13 protein-coding genes are annotated in these 16051 nt (G+C 70.6%); 9 read left to right on the top strand and 4 right to left on the bottom strand.

Annotated elements, in window-relative coordinates; all coding sequences use genetic code 11:
• Nucleotides 1-19: 19 nt before the first annotated feature.
• From AB0J90_RS03975 to AB0J90_RS03960, 4 genes are all read left to right on the top strand, one after another.
• On the top strand, nucleotides 20-508 hold the full coding sequence (locus AB0J90_RS03975) for a MarR family winged helix-turn-helix transcriptional regulator (RefSeq protein ID WP_363591902.1): 489 nt from the start codon (nucleotides 20-22) through the stop codon (nucleotides 506-508).
• Nucleotides 509-621: 113 nt separating this feature from the next.
• Entirely contained in the window at nucleotides 622-2076 is a 1455-nt protein-coding gene (locus tag AB0J90_RS03970) for an MFS transporter (protein WP_363591900.1), read from the top strand.
• Between the two features lie 418 nt (nucleotides 2077-2494).
• Nucleotides 2495-5530 carry a glycosyl hydrolase gene (locus AB0J90_RS03965; RefSeq protein ID WP_363591898.1) on the top strand — a complete coding sequence of 1012 codons (3036 nt, stop codon included), beginning with the start codon at nucleotides 2495-2497 and terminating at the stop codon, nucleotides 5528-5530.
• A gap of 122 nt (nucleotides 5531-5652) precedes the next feature.
• Nucleotides 5653-5988 carry a YnfA family protein gene (locus AB0J90_RS03960; protein WP_363591896.1) on the top strand — a complete coding sequence of 112 codons (336 nt, stop codon included), beginning with the start codon at nucleotides 5653-5655 and terminating at the stop codon, nucleotides 5986-5988.
• A 13-nt stretch (nucleotides 5989-6001) separates the two neighbouring features.
• On the opposite strand, the gene AB0J90_RS03955 is transcribed toward AB0J90_RS03960, so the two are convergent.
• Complete coding sequence (locus AB0J90_RS03955) at nucleotides 6002-6703, bottom strand: DUF4232 domain-containing protein (RefSeq protein ID WP_363591894.1); 702 nt, start codon at nucleotides 6701-6703, stop codon at nucleotides 6002-6004.
• Nucleotides 6704-6947: 244 nt separating this feature from the next.
• Between AB0J90_RS03955 and AB0J90_RS03950 the strand changes: the two genes are divergently transcribed.
• On the top strand, nucleotides 6948-8771 hold the full coding sequence (locus tag AB0J90_RS03950) for a carbohydrate-binding module family 20 domain-containing protein (RefSeq protein ID WP_363591892.1): 1824 nt from the start codon (nucleotides 6948-6950) through the stop codon (nucleotides 8769-8771).
• Between the two features lie 43 nt (nucleotides 8772-8814).
• On the opposite strand, the gene AB0J90_RS03945 is transcribed toward AB0J90_RS03950, so the two are convergent.
• Complete coding sequence (locus AB0J90_RS03945) at nucleotides 8815-9270, bottom strand: SRPBCC family protein (RefSeq protein ID WP_363591890.1); 456 nt, start codon at nucleotides 9268-9270, stop codon at nucleotides 8815-8817.
• Between the two features lie 196 nt (nucleotides 9271-9466).
• Between AB0J90_RS03945 and AB0J90_RS03940 the strand changes: the two genes are divergently transcribed.
• Complete coding sequence (locus AB0J90_RS03940) at nucleotides 9467-10444, top strand: PfkB family carbohydrate kinase (RefSeq protein ID WP_363591888.1); 978 nt, start codon at nucleotides 9467-9469, stop codon at nucleotides 10442-10444.
• Nucleotides 10441-11277 (top strand): 5'/3'-nucleotidase SurE, encoded by an 837-nt coding sequence (locus tag AB0J90_RS03935; RefSeq protein WP_363591886.1) that lies wholly within the window; start codon nucleotides 10441-10443, stop codon nucleotides 11275-11277. The genes AB0J90_RS03940 and AB0J90_RS03935 overlap by 4 nt, the downstream gene beginning before the upstream one ends.
• 117 nt (nucleotides 11278-11394) lie before the next feature.
• Here AB0J90_RS03935 and AB0J90_RS03930 read toward each other — a convergent pair whose 3' ends face one another.
• A complete protein-coding gene (locus AB0J90_RS03930; protein ID WP_326556473.1) occupies nucleotides 11395-11763 on the bottom strand; it encodes an STAS domain-containing protein in 369 nt (122 codons plus the stop codon).
• Nucleotides 11764-12215: 452 nt separating this feature from the next.
• On the opposite strand from AB0J90_RS03930, the gene AB0J90_RS03925 reads away from it, so the two are divergent.
• Both AB0J90_RS03925 and AB0J90_RS03920 read left to right on the top strand, forming a co-directional pair.
• Entirely contained in the window at nucleotides 12216-12359 is a 144-nt protein-coding gene (locus AB0J90_RS03925; protein ID WP_363591884.1) for a hypothetical protein, read from the top strand.
• 171 nt (nucleotides 12360-12530) lie between these two features.
• Nucleotides 12531-12959, top strand: a complete 429-nt coding sequence (locus tag AB0J90_RS03920; protein ID WP_363591882.1) for a hypothetical protein — start codon at nucleotides 12531-12533, stop codon at nucleotides 12957-12959.
• Nucleotides 12960-13073: 114 nt separating this feature from the next.
• On the opposite strand, the gene AB0J90_RS03915 is transcribed toward AB0J90_RS03920, so the two are convergent.
• On the bottom strand, nucleotides 13074-15836 hold the full coding sequence (locus AB0J90_RS03915; protein ID WP_363591880.1) for a cellulose binding domain-containing protein: 2763 nt from the start codon (nucleotides 15834-15836) through the stop codon (nucleotides 13074-13076).
• Between the last annotated feature and the right edge of the window lie 215 nt (nucleotides 15837-16051).

Here is a 16051-nt window from a genome sequence, read left to right as displayed (position 1 = left end):
GTTGGCTATGCTGGTCGACATGACCGCGATGGCACCGACCCGGACCGAACCGGATCTGTCGTTCCTGTTGGACCACACCAGCCACGTGCTGCGGACCCGGATGGCGGCGGCGCTCGCCGAGATCGGGCTCACCGCGCGCATGCACTGCGTGCTGGCGCACGCCCTGGCAGAGGAGCGGACCCAGATCCAGCTCGCCGAACTGGGCGACATGGACAAGACCACGATGGTGGTGACGGTCGACGCGCTGGAGAAGGCGGGGCTGGCCGAGCGCCGGGCCTCCGCCACCGACCGGCGGGCCCGGATCATCGCGGTCACGCCGGAGGGGGCGCGGGTCGCCGAGCAGAGTCAGCGGATCGTCGACCGGGTGCACGAGGAGGCACTGGGCGCCCTTCCAGCCGACGAGCGCAAGGCCTTCCTGCGCGCCCTGGATCGCCTGGTCACCGGGCATCTTGCCAGTCCGGCCGAGCACCCCCAGCCGGTACGCCGAGCCCGCCAGCGCGGCAACTAGCCCACCGCACCAGCACACGAATTAGCTCACTAACAGATCGTCTCTAACAAAACTATCTGCTACGGTCCTCCTGTTGCCCGGTACGAGTACGTCCGTACGACAGGAGGACCGACGTGTCCAATCCCCTACCCCGAACCCGTTGGCTGGCTCTCGGAGTCATCGCCACCGGGATGCTGATGGTCATCCTCGACGGCAGCATCGTCACCGTGGCGATGCCGGCGATCCAGGCCGACCTGGGCTTCTCCCCCACCGGCCTGAGCTGGGTGGTCAACGCCTACCTGGTCCCCTTCGGCAGCCTGCTGCTACTGGCCGGACGGCTGGGCGACCTGGTCGGCCGCAGGCGCCTGTTCCTCACCGGCATCGCGGTGTTCACCGCGGCCTCGCTGCTGGCCGGTGTGGCCACCTCACCCGGGGTGCTGATCGCGGCCCGGTTCGGCCAGGGCGTCGGCAGCGCGATGAGCGCCTCGGTCAGCCTCGGCATCCTGGTGACGCTCTTTGTCGAGCCCGCCGAACGGGGCAGGGCGATCGCCGTCTTCAGCTTCACCGGTGCCGCGGGCGCGTCGATCGGCTCGGTGCTCGGCGGCCTGCTCACCGACTCGCTGAGCTGGCACTGGATCTTCTTCATCAACCTGCCGATCGGGCTCGCCGCGCTCGTGGTCGCGCTGCGGGTGCTGCCGGCCGAGCGTGGGCTCGGGCTGGCGGCCGGCGCCGACGCCACCGGTGCCGTACTGGTCACCGCCGGGCTGATGCTCGGCATCTTCACCGTCGTCAAGGTCGACGAGTACGGCTGGACCTCCGCCCGTACGCTCGGCTCCGGTGCGCTGGCCGCCGCCCTGCTCGCCGGATTCGTGGTCCGTCAGGCGACCGCGCGGCACCCGCTCATGCCGTTGCGGATCTTCCGGTCGCGCAGCGTCTCCGGGGCGAACCTGGTCCAGGTGCTGATGGTGGCGGCGCTCTTCTCGTTCCAGATCCTGGTCGCCCTCTACCTCCAGCGCGTACGCGGCTACGGCGCCGCGGCAACCGGCCTCGCGATGCTGCCGGCGGCGACCGTCATCGGCGCGGTCTCGCTCGGTGTCTCCGCCCGGCTCAACCGCCGCTTCGGCGAGCGGAACGTGCTGCTGGCCGGCATCCTGCTGCTGATCGGGATGCTCGGCTGGCTCAGCCGGATCCCGGTGCACGCCGACTATGTCACCGACCTGCTGCCGGTGATGCTGCTCGCCGCGGGCTTCGGGCTCGCCCTGCCGGCGTTGACCGCGCTCGGCATGTCGGGGGCGGGGGACGACAACGCCGGGCTCGCCTCCGGACTGTTCAACACCACCCAGCAGATCGGCATGGCGCTGGGGGTCGCCGTGCTCTCCACCCTCGCGGCCACGCGTACGGACGGGTTGCTGGCCGGGGGCGCGAGCGAGGCGGTGGCGCTGACCGGCGGCTACCGGCTGGCCTTCACGGTCGGTGCCGGGCTGCTCGTCGCCGCCCTCGTTGTCACGCTCACCGCGCTGCGCCGACCCGAGCAGCTTCGCGCGGACCCGGTGGAGCGGCACGCACCGGCGGCAGCCGGACGCGGCTGACCGCGGACGACCGGCGACGAGTGATCCGATAACAGTTTTTCGAAAGGTTTTTCGGATCACTTCTTGCCCAAGGGGAATGAGCGGCCGAAATGCCGTCCGATTCATTCTCCGTACACGTCGAATAGTGCCCCCGGCGCATCCGGTGCAGCGGGGCGCATGGCAGAGAGCGCTCTTTTACTAGCTCTGAGTAACCCGCCGAGCGAGGCTCCCACCTCGCTCGGCGGGGTCGTGAGAGCGCTCTCTCAAAGTTAGCCCGCTACCCCGCACAGTGTCAACAGAGATCCCCTCCCGAACCGGTACTCCCGCAAAGAACGGGGCGAGACATTGACAGCAGCCACCATCTCTGATGCTCTGACGCAACGCCCCCTTAATGTGCGCGAAACCTTAGGCGCACGACCGTCCCCCGACCGGAGGCACCATGAACCTGTCCCTCCGCCACGTCGTACCCGACGACGGCGGCCAACCGGACACCCGGCCGCGACCGGCCCACCAGAACCTGCGCCGCCGACTCCTGGCCGCCAGCGCGACCGTCGCGCTCGTGGCCAGCGGGCTCACCTTTGCCATAGCCGGTGGTGCGGGCGCCGACCCGCTCGGCGCCGGCAGCTACGCCACCACCCGGCCGGCCGGGGCGGCACCGCCGTCGGGCTGCGCCGACCTTTCCACCAACCCCCGGCGGTACGTCACCGCCAACGCGCCGGCCGGCGCGATCCCCACCAACGACTGGTGGTCCTCGCTGCTGTTCAAGCGCCTCGACTGCGCGTACTCCGAGCCGCTGCACGCGCACCCGGCGTCGTACGACCCGGTGGCCGGCGGGCTCGGGGTTTCGTACACCACCACCGCGGGGATCTCCGGCTCACCGACCGGGCCCGGCGAGTACCACTACACCTACAACGCCGACTTCACCCTCGGCGTGACCGGGCTGAACTCCCCCGACGTCAAGGTGGACGGCTGGACCGACTGGACCGTCACGCCGTACTGGTCGGACGGGACCAGGACCCTGAAGGCGACCGTCGGGCACGGGCTGCCGTTCGTGTACGCACAGGCCACCGGCGGCAACGCCCAGCTCAGCCTGACCAGCACTCCCACCGTCTGGTCGAACACCGCCGGCCGGCTCGGCTTCACCGTACGCGGGCACGACTACGTCGCGTACGCGCCGACCGGGGCGACCTGGACGGTCAGCGGCAACACGGTCACCTCGACCCTCGCCGGCCGGGGCTACTTCTCGGTGGCGGTGCTGCCGACCACGCCGAGCAGTTCGGCCGCGGACCGCACCGCCCTGCTGGCCAGCTACGGCCAGTACGCCCACAACCACGTGACCGGCACCCGCGTCTCGTGGGGCTTCAACGCCTCCACCAGCACCGTGACCGCCACCTACGGCTTCACCACCACCGCCCGTGAGGGCACCGGCAGCGGTACGGTCGTCTCGCTCTACCCGCACCACTGGAAGAACCTGGCCGGTGGCACCCCGATCGCGCAGACGTACATCTCGCCGCGCGGTCCGATGAAGACGCTGGTCGGCGCGACGTCGTTCAGCACCAACATCCGCTACCAGGGTGTGCTGCCGGAGATACCGGCGGTCGCCACCTCCAGCGGTGCCGACCTCGCCACCCTCGGCGGCTACCTGGACCAGGTCGCCACCGGTGACCCGCTGGCCGGGTTCGGCAACGACACCTACTGGACCGGCAAGGGGCTCGGTCGCGCCGCCCGGCTCGCCGAGATCGCCGACCAGCTCGGCCGGACCGCCCAGCGGGACCTGCTGCTCAACGCGATCCGTACCCGGCTCAACGACTGGTTCACCGCCTCGCCGGGCAAGACCGCCCGGGTGTTCCACTACGACCAGGCCTGGGGCACGCTCGTCGGCTACCCCGCCTCGTACGGGTCCGACCTGGAACTCAACGACCACCACTTCCACTACGGCTACTACATCGCCGCCGCGGCGACGCTGGCCAAGTTCGACCCGACCTGGGCCACCGGTGCCCAGTACGGCGGCATGGTCAACCTGCTGATCCGGGACGCGAACAGCCCCGACCGCAACGACCCGATGTTCCCGTTCCTGCGCGACTTCGACATCTTCGCCGGGCACGACTGGGCGTCCGGACACGGCTCGTTCATGGCCGGCAACAACCAGGAGTCTTCCTCGGAGGGGATGAACTTCGCCTCCGCCCTGATCCAGTGGGGCCTGGCCACCGGCAACACCGCGGTACGCGACGCCGGGCTGTTCATCTACACCACCCAGGCGCAGGCGATCCAGGAGTACTGGTTCGACTCGGCCGACAGCAACTTCCCGGCCGCGTTCGCGCACAAGACGGTCGGCATGGTCTGGGGCGACGGCGGCGCGTACGCCACCTGGTTCTCCGGTGAGCCGGAGATGATCCAGGGCATCAACATGCTGCCGATCACCGGTGGCTCGAACTACCTCGGCTACAAGCCCGCGTACGTCACCACCAACTGGAACGAGCTGGTCACCAACAACGGTGGTCCGCCGACGGTGTGGCAGGACGTGCTCTGGTCGTTCCGGGCGATGGCCGAACCGGACGCCGCGCTGGCCAGCTTCCGGGCCAACCCGACGTACGCGATCGAGGAGGGTGAGAGCCGGGCGCACACCTTCCACTGGCTGCGTAACCTGGCCGCGCTCGGGCAGGTGGACACCACGGTCACCGCCAACACCCCGCTGTACGCCGTCTACACCAAGAACGGCGCGCGGACGTACGTGGCGTCGAACATCACCCGCAACCCGATCACGGTGACCTTCTCCGACGGCCGGACGTTGACCGTGGCCGCCGGCAAGACCGCGACCACGGGTGCGTTCACCTGGAGCGGCGGCAACGCCAACGGCGGCATCGGCAACCCCACCGGCACCCCGACGGTCCCGCCGACGACGCCGCCGACGACCCCTCCGACCACACCACCGACGACCCCGCCGCCGACGACCGTCACCCCGACGCCGCCTGTGACCCGCTCCAACCTGCTCTACGTCCGCTCCGGCGGGGCGCTCTCGGCAACCGCCGGCACCGGCGCGGCCACCACCACCATCGCGGCGGCCAACGGCAACTGGGACGGCACCCCGCACAACCCGGTGGTGCACACGGTCTGCGGGCTGACCGGTGCGTACAACTCGGCTGCGACCGCGTTCAGCCTGTACGTGGACGCGGGCGGCGCGGTCGGCGCGGCGGTACAGGCACGGGTGTCGTACGACTTCACCGGGTCGGGCAACTACAGCCGGGTGGAGACGTACAACTACTTCGCCACCGACCCGGTCGTCGGTACGGAGACGTACACCCAGGCTGCCGGGGTGAAGACCGCGACCGGTGGGTTCGCCGCGCTGGCGAACGGTTGCGTCAAGCTGGAGGTCTGGAACGCCATCGGCAACGCGGCCACGACGGTACGGGTCAACGCGACCGCCGCCGACGGCCGCCAGTCGACGGTCACCGTGCCGTTCACGGTCACCGGCTGACCATCGCTTCCCCGGTCCCTGGCTGATGTTCGCCGGGACAGGTGGGGCTCCCCAGGCGCGCAGGTCGCGTCGCGGGGAGCCCCACCGCCGTCTGCGGCCCCGTCGGGCCGACAATGGCAGCCGTGACCGTCGCCCGATCGCTGCTGTTGTTCCTGCTCGCCGCCGTCGCCGAGATCGGCGGCGCGTGGCTGGTCTGGCAGGGCGTACGCGAGCACCGCGGACTGCTCTTCGTCGCCGCCGGGATCCTGGCGCTGGCCGGGTACGGCTTCGTCGCCGCCTTCCAACCGGACCCGAACTTCGGCCGCGTGCTGGCCGCGTACGGCGGGGTGTTCGTCGCCGGGTCACTCGCCTGGGGCGTGATCGTGGACCGGTTCCGCCCGGACCGCTACGACCTCACCGGCGCCGCTATCTGCCTGGTCGGCGTCGCGATCATCATGTACGGCCCGCGCGGAAGCTGACCCGCCGCAGGTTTCACCAGGCGACGACGCCCTGCCGGCTGGGCTGGATCGTGCCGATCTGCACGCTGCTCAGCGGCAGTTCGGTGACCGTCTGGTTGCCGCCGTCGATGCCGGTGACGTGGGCGACCACGACGTCCGGGTCACCGGCCGGACCGACCCGGACGGTGGTGGCGACCGAGCAGTCCCCCGCCGACTTGGCGCAGGTCGTCCACTTGATCCCGGCGTACGCGGACTCGCCGGGGTCGAGTTCGGCGGCGACGGTCGCACCGGGCTGGCTGACCCGCTGCTGACTGACCTTCAGCAGACCGCCGTCGGCGGCCTCCAGTCGCAGGTTGACCCAGCCCTCGATCCGGCACGGCGAAGATCCGGCGTTGGTCAGGATCAGCATCGCCATGCCGGCCCGCTGGACCGTCAGCTCCGCCTTCAGCCCCTTGGCCGTGCAGTTGGCCGCAGCGCCGGGCACCGGGGCCGCGCCTCCTGGTGCCGGGGCCGCACCGCTGGGTGCCGGCATGGCGTTTCCGGCCGCCGGGGTCGCGCTGGAACCAGGGATGGCGCTGGCCGACGCACCGGGCTCGACACCGACGGTCGTCGACGCGCTCGCGCTGGGCAAGGCCGGAGCGGACGAGTCGTCGTCGGACGACCCTCCTCCGCAGGCGCCGAGCGCGATCGTGGCTGAGGCCAGGCAGGCCGCGACGAGGAACCGGGTCGAACGCATGGATTACCTACTTTCCCGCGAACGTCAGGACTTCAGCGGCGAAACCACCCCCGCCGCGCGTGCAGCACACTCTCACGCCGCTGCACCGACGGCAACACGAGGGACGCTCCGGTCCGCCGCGTTTCCTATTAGGACATTGTCGGGAGTAAATTGTTAATCAATCTGCAACACGACGCCATCCTGCCCGTGACTGTGGCAGGGTCGCCTTCCCGTCCCCGCGTCGCTCTCCCCGCAAAGGATCACCATGGGTGTCCGAAGAAGCCGCGCCGCCATCACCACCGCCCTGCTCACCACCGGCCTGCTGGTCGCCGCGCTGCTCGTCGGCACGGTCGGCCGACCGGCCGAGCAGGCCACCGCGAGTCCGGCCAGTCCGGGCAGCAAGGACGTGATCGTCCATCTGTTCCAGTGGCCGTGGGCCTCGGTCGCCAACGAGTGCACCACCGTGCTCGGTCCGAAGGGCTTCGGTGGGGTGCAGGTCTCCCCACCACAGGAGCACGTCGTACTGCCCGGTCGGGGCTACCCGTGGTGGCAGGACTACCAGCCGGTCAGTTACCAGTTGACCAGCCGCCGGGGAAACCGGGCCGCCTTTGCCAGCATGGTGCAGACCTGCCACAACGCCGGGGTGAAGATCTACGTCGACGCGGTGGTCAACCACATGGCCGGCGGGGCGTCGACCGGGACCGGCAGCGGCGGGTCGACGTACAGCCACTACGCCTACCCGGCGGTGCCGTACGGGACCGGCGACTTCCACCACTGCGGGCGCAACGGCAACGACGACATCGCCAACTGGGGCGACCGCTGGGAGATCCAGAACTGCGAACTGGTGGACCTGTCCGACCTGAGGACCGAGTCGTCGTACGTGCGCGGCAAGCTGGTCGCGTACCTCGACGACCTGGTCTCGCTCGGCGTTGACGGCTTCCGGGTCGACGCGGCCAAGCACCTGCCCGCCGCGGACCTGGCGGCGATCGTCGACCCGGTGACCGGCGACCCCTACGTCTTCTCCGAGGTCATCGAGGGCGGTGCCGGTGAACCCACCCCCGAGGAGTACGCCGGCCTCGGCGACGTCACCGAGTTCCGGTACGGCGACGTGGTCGGCACCGCCTTCCGTGACGGGAACCTGGCGAACCTGAACAACCTCGCCACCTCGATGCGGCTCGGCTCGGCCGACGCGGTCGCCTTCGTCGACAACCACGACACCCAGCGCAACGGCCGGGCGAAGCTGACCTACCACAACGGTTCGTCGTACGCGCTGGCCGAGGCGTTCATGATCGCCTGGCCGTACGGGGTGCCGCAGGTGATGTCGAGCTTCACCTTCACCGACCCGGAGGCAGGACCACCGGCCAGCGGCGGCACCACCAGCGCGGTCAACTGTGCCAGCGGCTGGGCCTGCGAGCACCGCTGGCGGACCACGGCGAACATGGTCGGGCTGCGTAACACCGCGGCCGGCGCGGGGGTCACCAACTGGTGGAGCAACGGGTCGAACCAGATCGGCTTCGGCCGGGGCAACGTGGCGTACGCGGCGTTCAACCGTGGCGGGACCGCCCTCACCCGTACGTTCCAGAGCAGCCTGCCGGCGGGCACCTACTGCGACGTGATGGCCGGCGACTTCTCCGCCGGCAACTGCACCGGGGCGCGGTACACGGTCGACGCCGCCGGTCAGTTCACCGCCACGGTGCCCGCGAACGGCGCGCTGGCGCTGCACGTCAACGCCCGTACCGCCGCCACGCCGACACCGACCCGGACCACCACCCCGCCGGCCGGGCAGTGCATCGGAGCCACCACGGTCACCTTCGAGGTGAACGCGACCACGATCTGGGGACAGAACGTCTTCGTCACCGGCAACACGGCAGCGCTCGGCAACTGGGACCCGGCGAACGCGGTGCCGCTCTCGTCGGCCGCGTACCCGGTCTGGCGGGCCTCGGTCACCCTGCCGCCGAGCGCCCCGGTGCAGTACAAGTACATCAAGAAGGACGGGTCCCAGGTGATCTGGGAAAGCGATCCCAACCGCACCCGCAACCCTCCGACGTACGCCCCGTGCACCGCCACCTGGACCGACACCTGGCGCTGAACCCTCCGTGCGGTGCCCGCCCCGACCGGGACGGGCACCGCACTCAGGCGGTGGGGGTGGCGTCCAGCTTGGCTTGCAGCCGTGACCCGAGGGCCAGGTGCGCGGTGCGTGCCTGCCGGAAGGCGTACGCGAAAAGCGGCCCCGGCGCGGACAGCGTGATCTGTACGTCGACCCTGGTGATCCCGTCCGGTTCGGAGCTGAGCCGGGCGTGGTTGCGGACGGTGGTGTTCGGCCACTGCCGCGCGACCGCCACCACCTCGTCCTCGTTCGCGGTCAGGATGTCCGCCTGGTACGAGGTGCGGAACGTGAACGGGCCCCAGGCGAGCCGGTCGGAGATGGTGTAGCTGCGCAGGGCGCCGGGGCGGGCCGGCCGGGGCTCGACCCGGATGATCAGCGGGTGCAGGTCGGCCTGGGCGCTCAGGTCGGCGAACAGCCGTACGGCGTCGGCCCGGCTGCACCGCGCCTGCACCGTGTAGTGGAAAGTGTCCTGCTTCGGCACCGGCTCTCCTCCGTGGGCGTCGATTCCCCGCGCGTCGATTCCGTGCGCGTCGATGGTTGCCGGACAGTGCACCACGTGAACGGCGCTCGGAAAAGCCCGTACGCCCGAACCGGAACAACGCGGACGTCACCTCCCGATGGAGCGGTGTTCGCGAATCGGCCGCCTGCCGTTCGCCGGGTAGGGAAACGTAGCGGGCATGAATGCCCACGTCATGGTCTTCGCGCCCGCTCCACAACTGACGGTGACGATCGACCAGCCCAACGACGAACCGGAGATCCACCTGCACCCCGGTGGTCAGGGGGTCTGGCAGGCCCGGATGATCACCTGCCTCGGTACCCGGGTGGTGCTCTGCGCCAGCCTCGGCGGCGAGATCGGCCAGGTGTTGGAGCCGCTGATGGCCAGCGAGGGGGTCGAGCTGAAGGTGGTCCGCCGGGATTCGAGCAGCGGCGGGTACGTGCACGACCGCCGCGACGGTCGGCGGGACGAGATCGTCGACGTACCGGGGCACGCGCTCAACCGGCACGAGCTGGACGACCTCTACAACCTGGCGCTCGGCGAGGGCCTGCTGGCACCGGTCAGTGTGCTCAGCGGGCCGGGTGACCCGTCCCTGGTGCCGCCGGACATCTACCGCCGGCTCGCCGCCGATCTGGGTCGCAACGGCAGCCGGGTGGTGGTCGACCTGTCCGGTGACCATCTGCGCGCGGTGCTGGAGAGCGGCGTCTCGTTCCTCAAGGTCAGCCACGAGGAGCTGCTGCGCGACGGCATGGCCGACGACGACAGCGAGGCCGAACTGACCCGGGTGCTGTACGAGTTGCACGCGACCGGCGCCGAGTCGGTGGTGGTCAGCCGGGCCGACGAGCCGGCGTTGACCCTGGTCAACGGCGAGGTGTACGAGGTGCACATGCCCCGGCTGGAGGCGATCGACCCGCGCGGGGCCGGTGACTCGATGACCGCCGGGGTGGCCGCCGTACTGGCTGCCGGTGGGGATCTCGAACTGGCGGTGCGTACCGGAGCGGCGGCCGGTGGGCTGAACGTGACCCGGCACGGGCTGGGCACCGGCCGGCAGGACTCGATCGCCGGACTGGTGGAGCGGGTCCAGCTAGCCCCGATCGGGTCCGGGCGCCAGGACCGGATGACACCGGACGACTTCGCCGGACGGGCGGCCGGCTCGTGACCGTACGGGTGTTGGTGACCAACGACGACGGGATCGCCGCGCCGGGCATCCGGTGGCTGGCCCGTGCCGTGGCCGACCGGGGATACGACGTGGTGGTGGCGGCGCCGAGCGAGGAGGCGAGCGGCACCAGCGCGGCGATGATCGCGACCGAGCGGGAGGGCCGGGTGGTCGTCGAGGAGCACGAGATCGAGGACCTGGCCGGGATTCCGGCGTACGGGGTGGCCGGCTCGCCGGGATTCATCACGCTGATCGCGATCCACGGCGCGTTCGGGCCGCCGCCGACGCTGGTCGTGTCGGGGGTCAACCGGGGCGCCAACGTGGGCCGGGCGGTGCTGCACTCGGGTACGGTCGGCGCGGCCTTCACCGCCGCCGCGAACGGCGCGCACGCGCTGGCGGTCTCGCTCGACGTGCTCTCCGTCGGCGAGGGCACCACCGGCAGCGGTGGTGCCGCGGTGGCCTCGTCCGGGCGGTTCCGCGACGAGGTACGCAACTGGGCGACGGCGGCGCGGGTGGCGGTGGACCTGCTGCCCCGGCTGACCTCGGGACCGTTGGAGAGCGTGCTCAACGTCAACTCACCGGACGTGCCGTACGGGGAACTGCGCGGCGTACGGGCCGGCACGCTGGCCGGGTTCGGGCAGGTGCAGATGACCGTGGCGGAGTCGGGGCGGGGTTTTGTCCGGACCGCCCTGGAGGAGTCCGGCGAGCGGGTGCGGCCGGGCACCGACGTGGCCTGGTTGGCGGCCGGTTATGCCTCGGTCACCGCGCTCCGGGCGGTCACGGAGGCGACCGACGTCGACCTGTCGGGCCTGGACGACCGGTCGGGGCAGCGCTGAGCTTGCCCGTCAGGGCCGCGCTGAGCTTGTGGGGTCGGGCACGCGGGCCGGATTGGTCGACCCGGTTCCGTCACCGGCCGCGGTGTTCGACGCCGGCCGATGACGGAAGGGATCGTCTCAGGCGCCGGGGAGCTGCGGTTCCGGTGTCGGAGCCGCCCCGGAGAAGTACGGTTCGGGGGCACCGAAGAGGCCGAGCAGCCCGGTGACCCAGAGTTGCCGGTGGACGAACCGGCTCGGCTCGGTGACGACCAGTTTCACACCGCTGACCTCGGCGGTCTGGAAACCGGCGACCATGGCGCTGATCCCGACCGAGTCGATGAAACTGACCAGTCGCATGTTGAGCTCGATCCGGGGCGGGCGCCCCTTCGCGAGCAGGCCGACAACAGCTTCGCGCACCTCGTACGCGGTGTCGACGTCGATCTCGCCACGCGGGGCGATTTCCACGACTCCACCAGGCAGGATCGACTTGGCGATCGACAGGCTCACGCGAGCACCTCCACTCGCCCAGATCCGGGCGCTTCATCAGTACGCGGGCCGCGACCGAGAGTATTCCTCAGATGGCCCCGGTCGCCACCCCTCCGGCACGGCAATCTATGCGGCCGGTCCGACAAAACAGTCCTTATCTGGTCATTCGTCAGCATATGTTCTCACGATTCAGGATGCCACCTGGAGCGCCGTGCGGCCATCAGGGTATCCCCCGATCCGTCAGCCAGGGCCCCGGTGCGGCCCCCACCGGCCGGCCGGGCCCGGGCGGTCGCGCGCTCATCCGGGCCGCCAGCAGGCGTAACGCGTACGGTGTACGGCGAGAAATGTGCGCAGCGACACGTCCACCCGGCACTCCGGCGCGCCGAGCTGTTCCATCGATGCGGGTGGACCCGGGCACCTACACTCGGGGCCTCGTCCGGCGCGCTCCGGCGCGCACCGAGAGAGGACTGATCATGCTGAAGCGGTTGCTCGGCCTGGCCGGCGTCGGTGTCCTGCTCGCCCTCGTACTGGCCTGCGGATTCGGGGGCGGCGGCGATGACGACGACGATGACGACGACGATTTCGCCCGCGGTACGTCGATTGTCCTGATCCGCTAGCCTTCTCCCGTCCAAACCCCGCCCGAGACCCGACCTCCGTCACCACTTCCATGCGTCCGCACGGGTTTGCCGCCGAACATGTCCGGGCACCTCCGAAGCAACAGAAACCGCGCCGAACAGATGGCTCTGTCCGAAGTGCCCGCTGCTTTCGGCATCCGAGGAGGTACCACGATGTTCGGAACGAACCTGGTGGCGCGTCGCAGCAAGCCCGAACAGATCGCCGACCAGGCGTGGCAGCACCTGCAGGCCACGTTCAGTTCGGCCGGCGACAGCGTGCGTCACGTCGCACGGGACACCGCCCACTCGGCCCGGCGGGGCACCTCACACCTCGCCGACGAGGCCGGCGACCGGGTCAGCTCGGTCGCGGACGAGGCCTGGCGGCGGGCCACGGCGGCCTCCGCCGCACTGGCCGGCCGGCGACCGGGGCTGCCCTGGCTCTGGATCATCGGCGCCGCTGGCCTCGGCGCCGCGATCGGCTGGGCCGCCGGCTCGGCCGCCCGCGCCGCGATCGCCCGCGAGGGCGAGGATCCGAGTACGACCGAGAGTGTGGAGTTCGTCGAGCTCAGCCCGCCGAACCCCAGCGTCCGCCTGCACAACTGACCGGTGTACCCCCGGCCGGCGTGACCGGCCGGGGATCCGCTGACCCGTGGGTGTCGCCCTGCCAGCATCATCGGCGGGCGACACCCACGGTTTTGTCAGTCCCGTGCTCGGCTGTCAGCCCCGGGTGCAGCCGACCGGGCTCGGCATCCCGTTGCTGCCGGTGTAACTGCCCAGGAAACCGAAGGTCGTGGTCGCGTTGGGGGCCAGCGCGCCGTTGTAACCGACGTTACGGACCACCACCCCTGACCCGCTCTGGGTGTGCGTACCGCCCCAGATCTGGCTGATGGTCTGGCCGTTGGGGAAGGTCCAGTTCACCGTCCAGCCGGTGGTCGGCGTGGTGCCGGTGTTGCGTACGGTCACCTCCGCTTGGAAGCCGCCCTGCCAGGAACCGGTCACCCGGTACGTCGCCGAGCAACCGCCGGCCGGTGCCGTGGTCGGCGGGTTGGTGGGCGGAGTCGTGGGCGGTCGGGTGGTGGGCGGTGTCGTGGGCGGAGTGGTCGGCGGACGGGTCGTCGGTGTGCTGGTCGGCGGAGTCGTCGGCGGGTTGGTCGGGCCGCCGAGCCGATCGGCGTAGAGGATGCCGCGACCGTTGGTGCCGAGGTACACCCGACCGTAGATCCGCGGGTCGCCGGTGATCGCCTCGGCCGCGTTGCCGTACTGGTGCTGGTCGTCGTTGATCCGTACCCAGACCCCACCGGCGTTGTCCGAGCGGTACACGCCCGCCTTGCCGTCGATCGTCGCGTACGCGAACAGCGCCGGGTACGTCTGCCCCGGTGCCGCCCGGCCGAAGCCGATGTTCACCGCGCCGGTCACGTTGCCGAGTTTGGTGAAGCTGGCGCCGGAGTTGGTCGAGTGCCAGATGCCGGTGCCGCCGGTGCTGTCACCGCCGGCCAGCCAGATGTCGCCCTCGACACCGGGCAGCGCCTTGAAGTGCACGTTCCCGCTGCTCGGCAGCCCGGTGGCGGCGCTGGCGGTGAAGCTCGCGCCCCCGTTGGTGCTGACGTAGAACCGGCCGCCGCCGAAGGCGTAGAACTTGTTCGGGTTGACCCGGTCGGACTCGACCTTCGCGTTCGCCGGTACGCCGGTCGACGCGGTCCACGAGTTGCCGTACCCGACCGAGTAGACGACCTGCTGGCCCGAGTCGCCGGGTGCCCAGACGAACCGGCTGCCGTTGGCCGCGGCGGCGACCGTACCGCCGCTGTTGATGCCGCCCGGTTCCTGGGCCTGGAACCAGTTCGCCCCACCGTCGGTGGAGAAGGCGACATGGCTGTCGTTCGGCCGTTCGGAGTCGGTGAAGTTGCCGGACCGCACCATGATCGACGGATTCGACTCGGCGAAGTCGAGGCTGGTCGTGCTGGTCATGGTCGGCTGGGTGAACATCATCGCCGGTACGGCGTCCAGGTTGGCGTGCCGGAAGCCGCCGATGTCGCCGAGCGCACTGACCAGCGGGGCACCGCTCGGCGGGCTGGCCAGGTCGAGCACCGCCGTCTCCTCCAGCCCCCGGACCATCGGCCGGATGGTGAGGGTGCCGCCGGTGTCCCAGTTCTTGAGGTTGGTGGTGCCGTAGATGGTGGCGCCGGTGCCGTACATCATCCGGTTGCCGTCGAACGGGTCGATCTCCAGCGACTCGTTCATCCAGCCCAGTTTCGGCGACTCCTCCGGCGGCGCCGGGTTGGCGCCGAAGCTCAGCCAGGGCACCGAACTGATGTCCATCGTGTAGCGCTTGGTCCGGTTGGGATAGCTGCCGAAGTCCCAGATCCGGGTCCAGGTCGCACCCGCGTCGGTGCTGCGCCAGAAGATCGCATCCGGCCACCAGGAGATCTGGGTGGCGACCATGAGGATGTTCGGGTTCTGCCGGTCGATGGTCAGCCCGCTGTACCCGAAGTACGCGTCCGCGCTGCTCGACGGCAGCGGGCTGATCTGGGTCCACGCGCCGGTCGCCCGGTTGAACTTCCACACGTCACCCTTGTTGCCGTCGTACGGGCCGCCGGTGTCGCTGGTCGCGATGTAGAGGTAGCCGCCGACGTGGTCCACCACGCCCTTGTGGGCCAGGTAGCCGGTGGGCTGGCCGGCGATCCGCTCCCACGTGCTGCCGCCGTTGGTGCTGCGGTAGACCGGGTTCTGCTTGTCCGCCACGCCGACGTAGATGGTCTGGGTGGCGTTGCCGGCCGTACCGGTGCTGCGGTCGAAGTTGACCCAGGTGACGCCCTGGTTGCCGTTGAGGTAACCGTTCGGGTCGTTGGGGTCCTGGGCGTAGTTGCCGGGGTTGGGGAAGTTGGCCACCTTGGCCCAGGTGACCCCGTAGTCGGTGCTGCGCCACAGGCCGTTGCCGCCCTCGGCGCCGTAGTAGACGGTGCTGTTGCGGTTCGGGTCGACGGCCAGCCGCTCCCCCTGCCCCCGGCCGGGCATGTTGCCGCCGACCTTGAACGGCAGCACGGTCGCCTGCCAGGTCGCGCCCTTGTCGGTGGAGCGCAGGATGGCGCCCGGGTTCGGGTCCCAGTCGTTGGTGTACATGCCGACGGCGGCGTACACCCGGTTGGTCTGGACCGGATCGGTGGCCAGGCTGAGCACCCCGTTCCAGCCCCACCTGTCGTAGCCCACCCAGTCGAGCAGCGGGGTCCAGGTCTGGCTGCCCTGTTCCCAGCGGTAGGCGCCGCCGATGTCCGTGCGGGCGTAGATCAGGTTGCGTTCGGTGGGGTTGAAGACGATGCCCGGCACGAAGCCGCCGCCGTCGATCCGGACGTTCTTCCAGGAGTACGGCTCGGACGCGGCCGCCGCGGCCGGTGACGCGGACGGGCTGAGGGCGACCTGGGCCACCACGGCCACCGCGCCGGCGACGACCACGGCCGCGAGCGCGCTGGCGAGACTTCTACGCATGTACGGCTCCCTCTGAGCGCTGACGCTGCTGTTACTGGGGACGGAGAACCGCCATGCACGGACGCGCGGGCGCGCCGATGCCGGTGAGCGGGCACGGGCCATCGACTGCCGCGCCGAGCGCGTGCATGAGCGAGGAATGACGGTGGTGCGGAGCTGCCCTTGGCTCCCGCACCGGGCACGATTGGCTCCCGCACCGGTCTCGTGCAGACACTCAC

This window comes from Micromonospora sp. NPDC049523 (assembly GCF_040676775.1).
Classification (GTDB): Bacteria; Actinomycetota; Actinomycetes; order Mycobacteriales; family Micromonosporaceae; genus Micromonospora_G.
The sequence above is the reverse complement of the archived record's forward strand: the minus strand, read 5'-3'. Positions and strand labels throughout refer to the sequence as shown.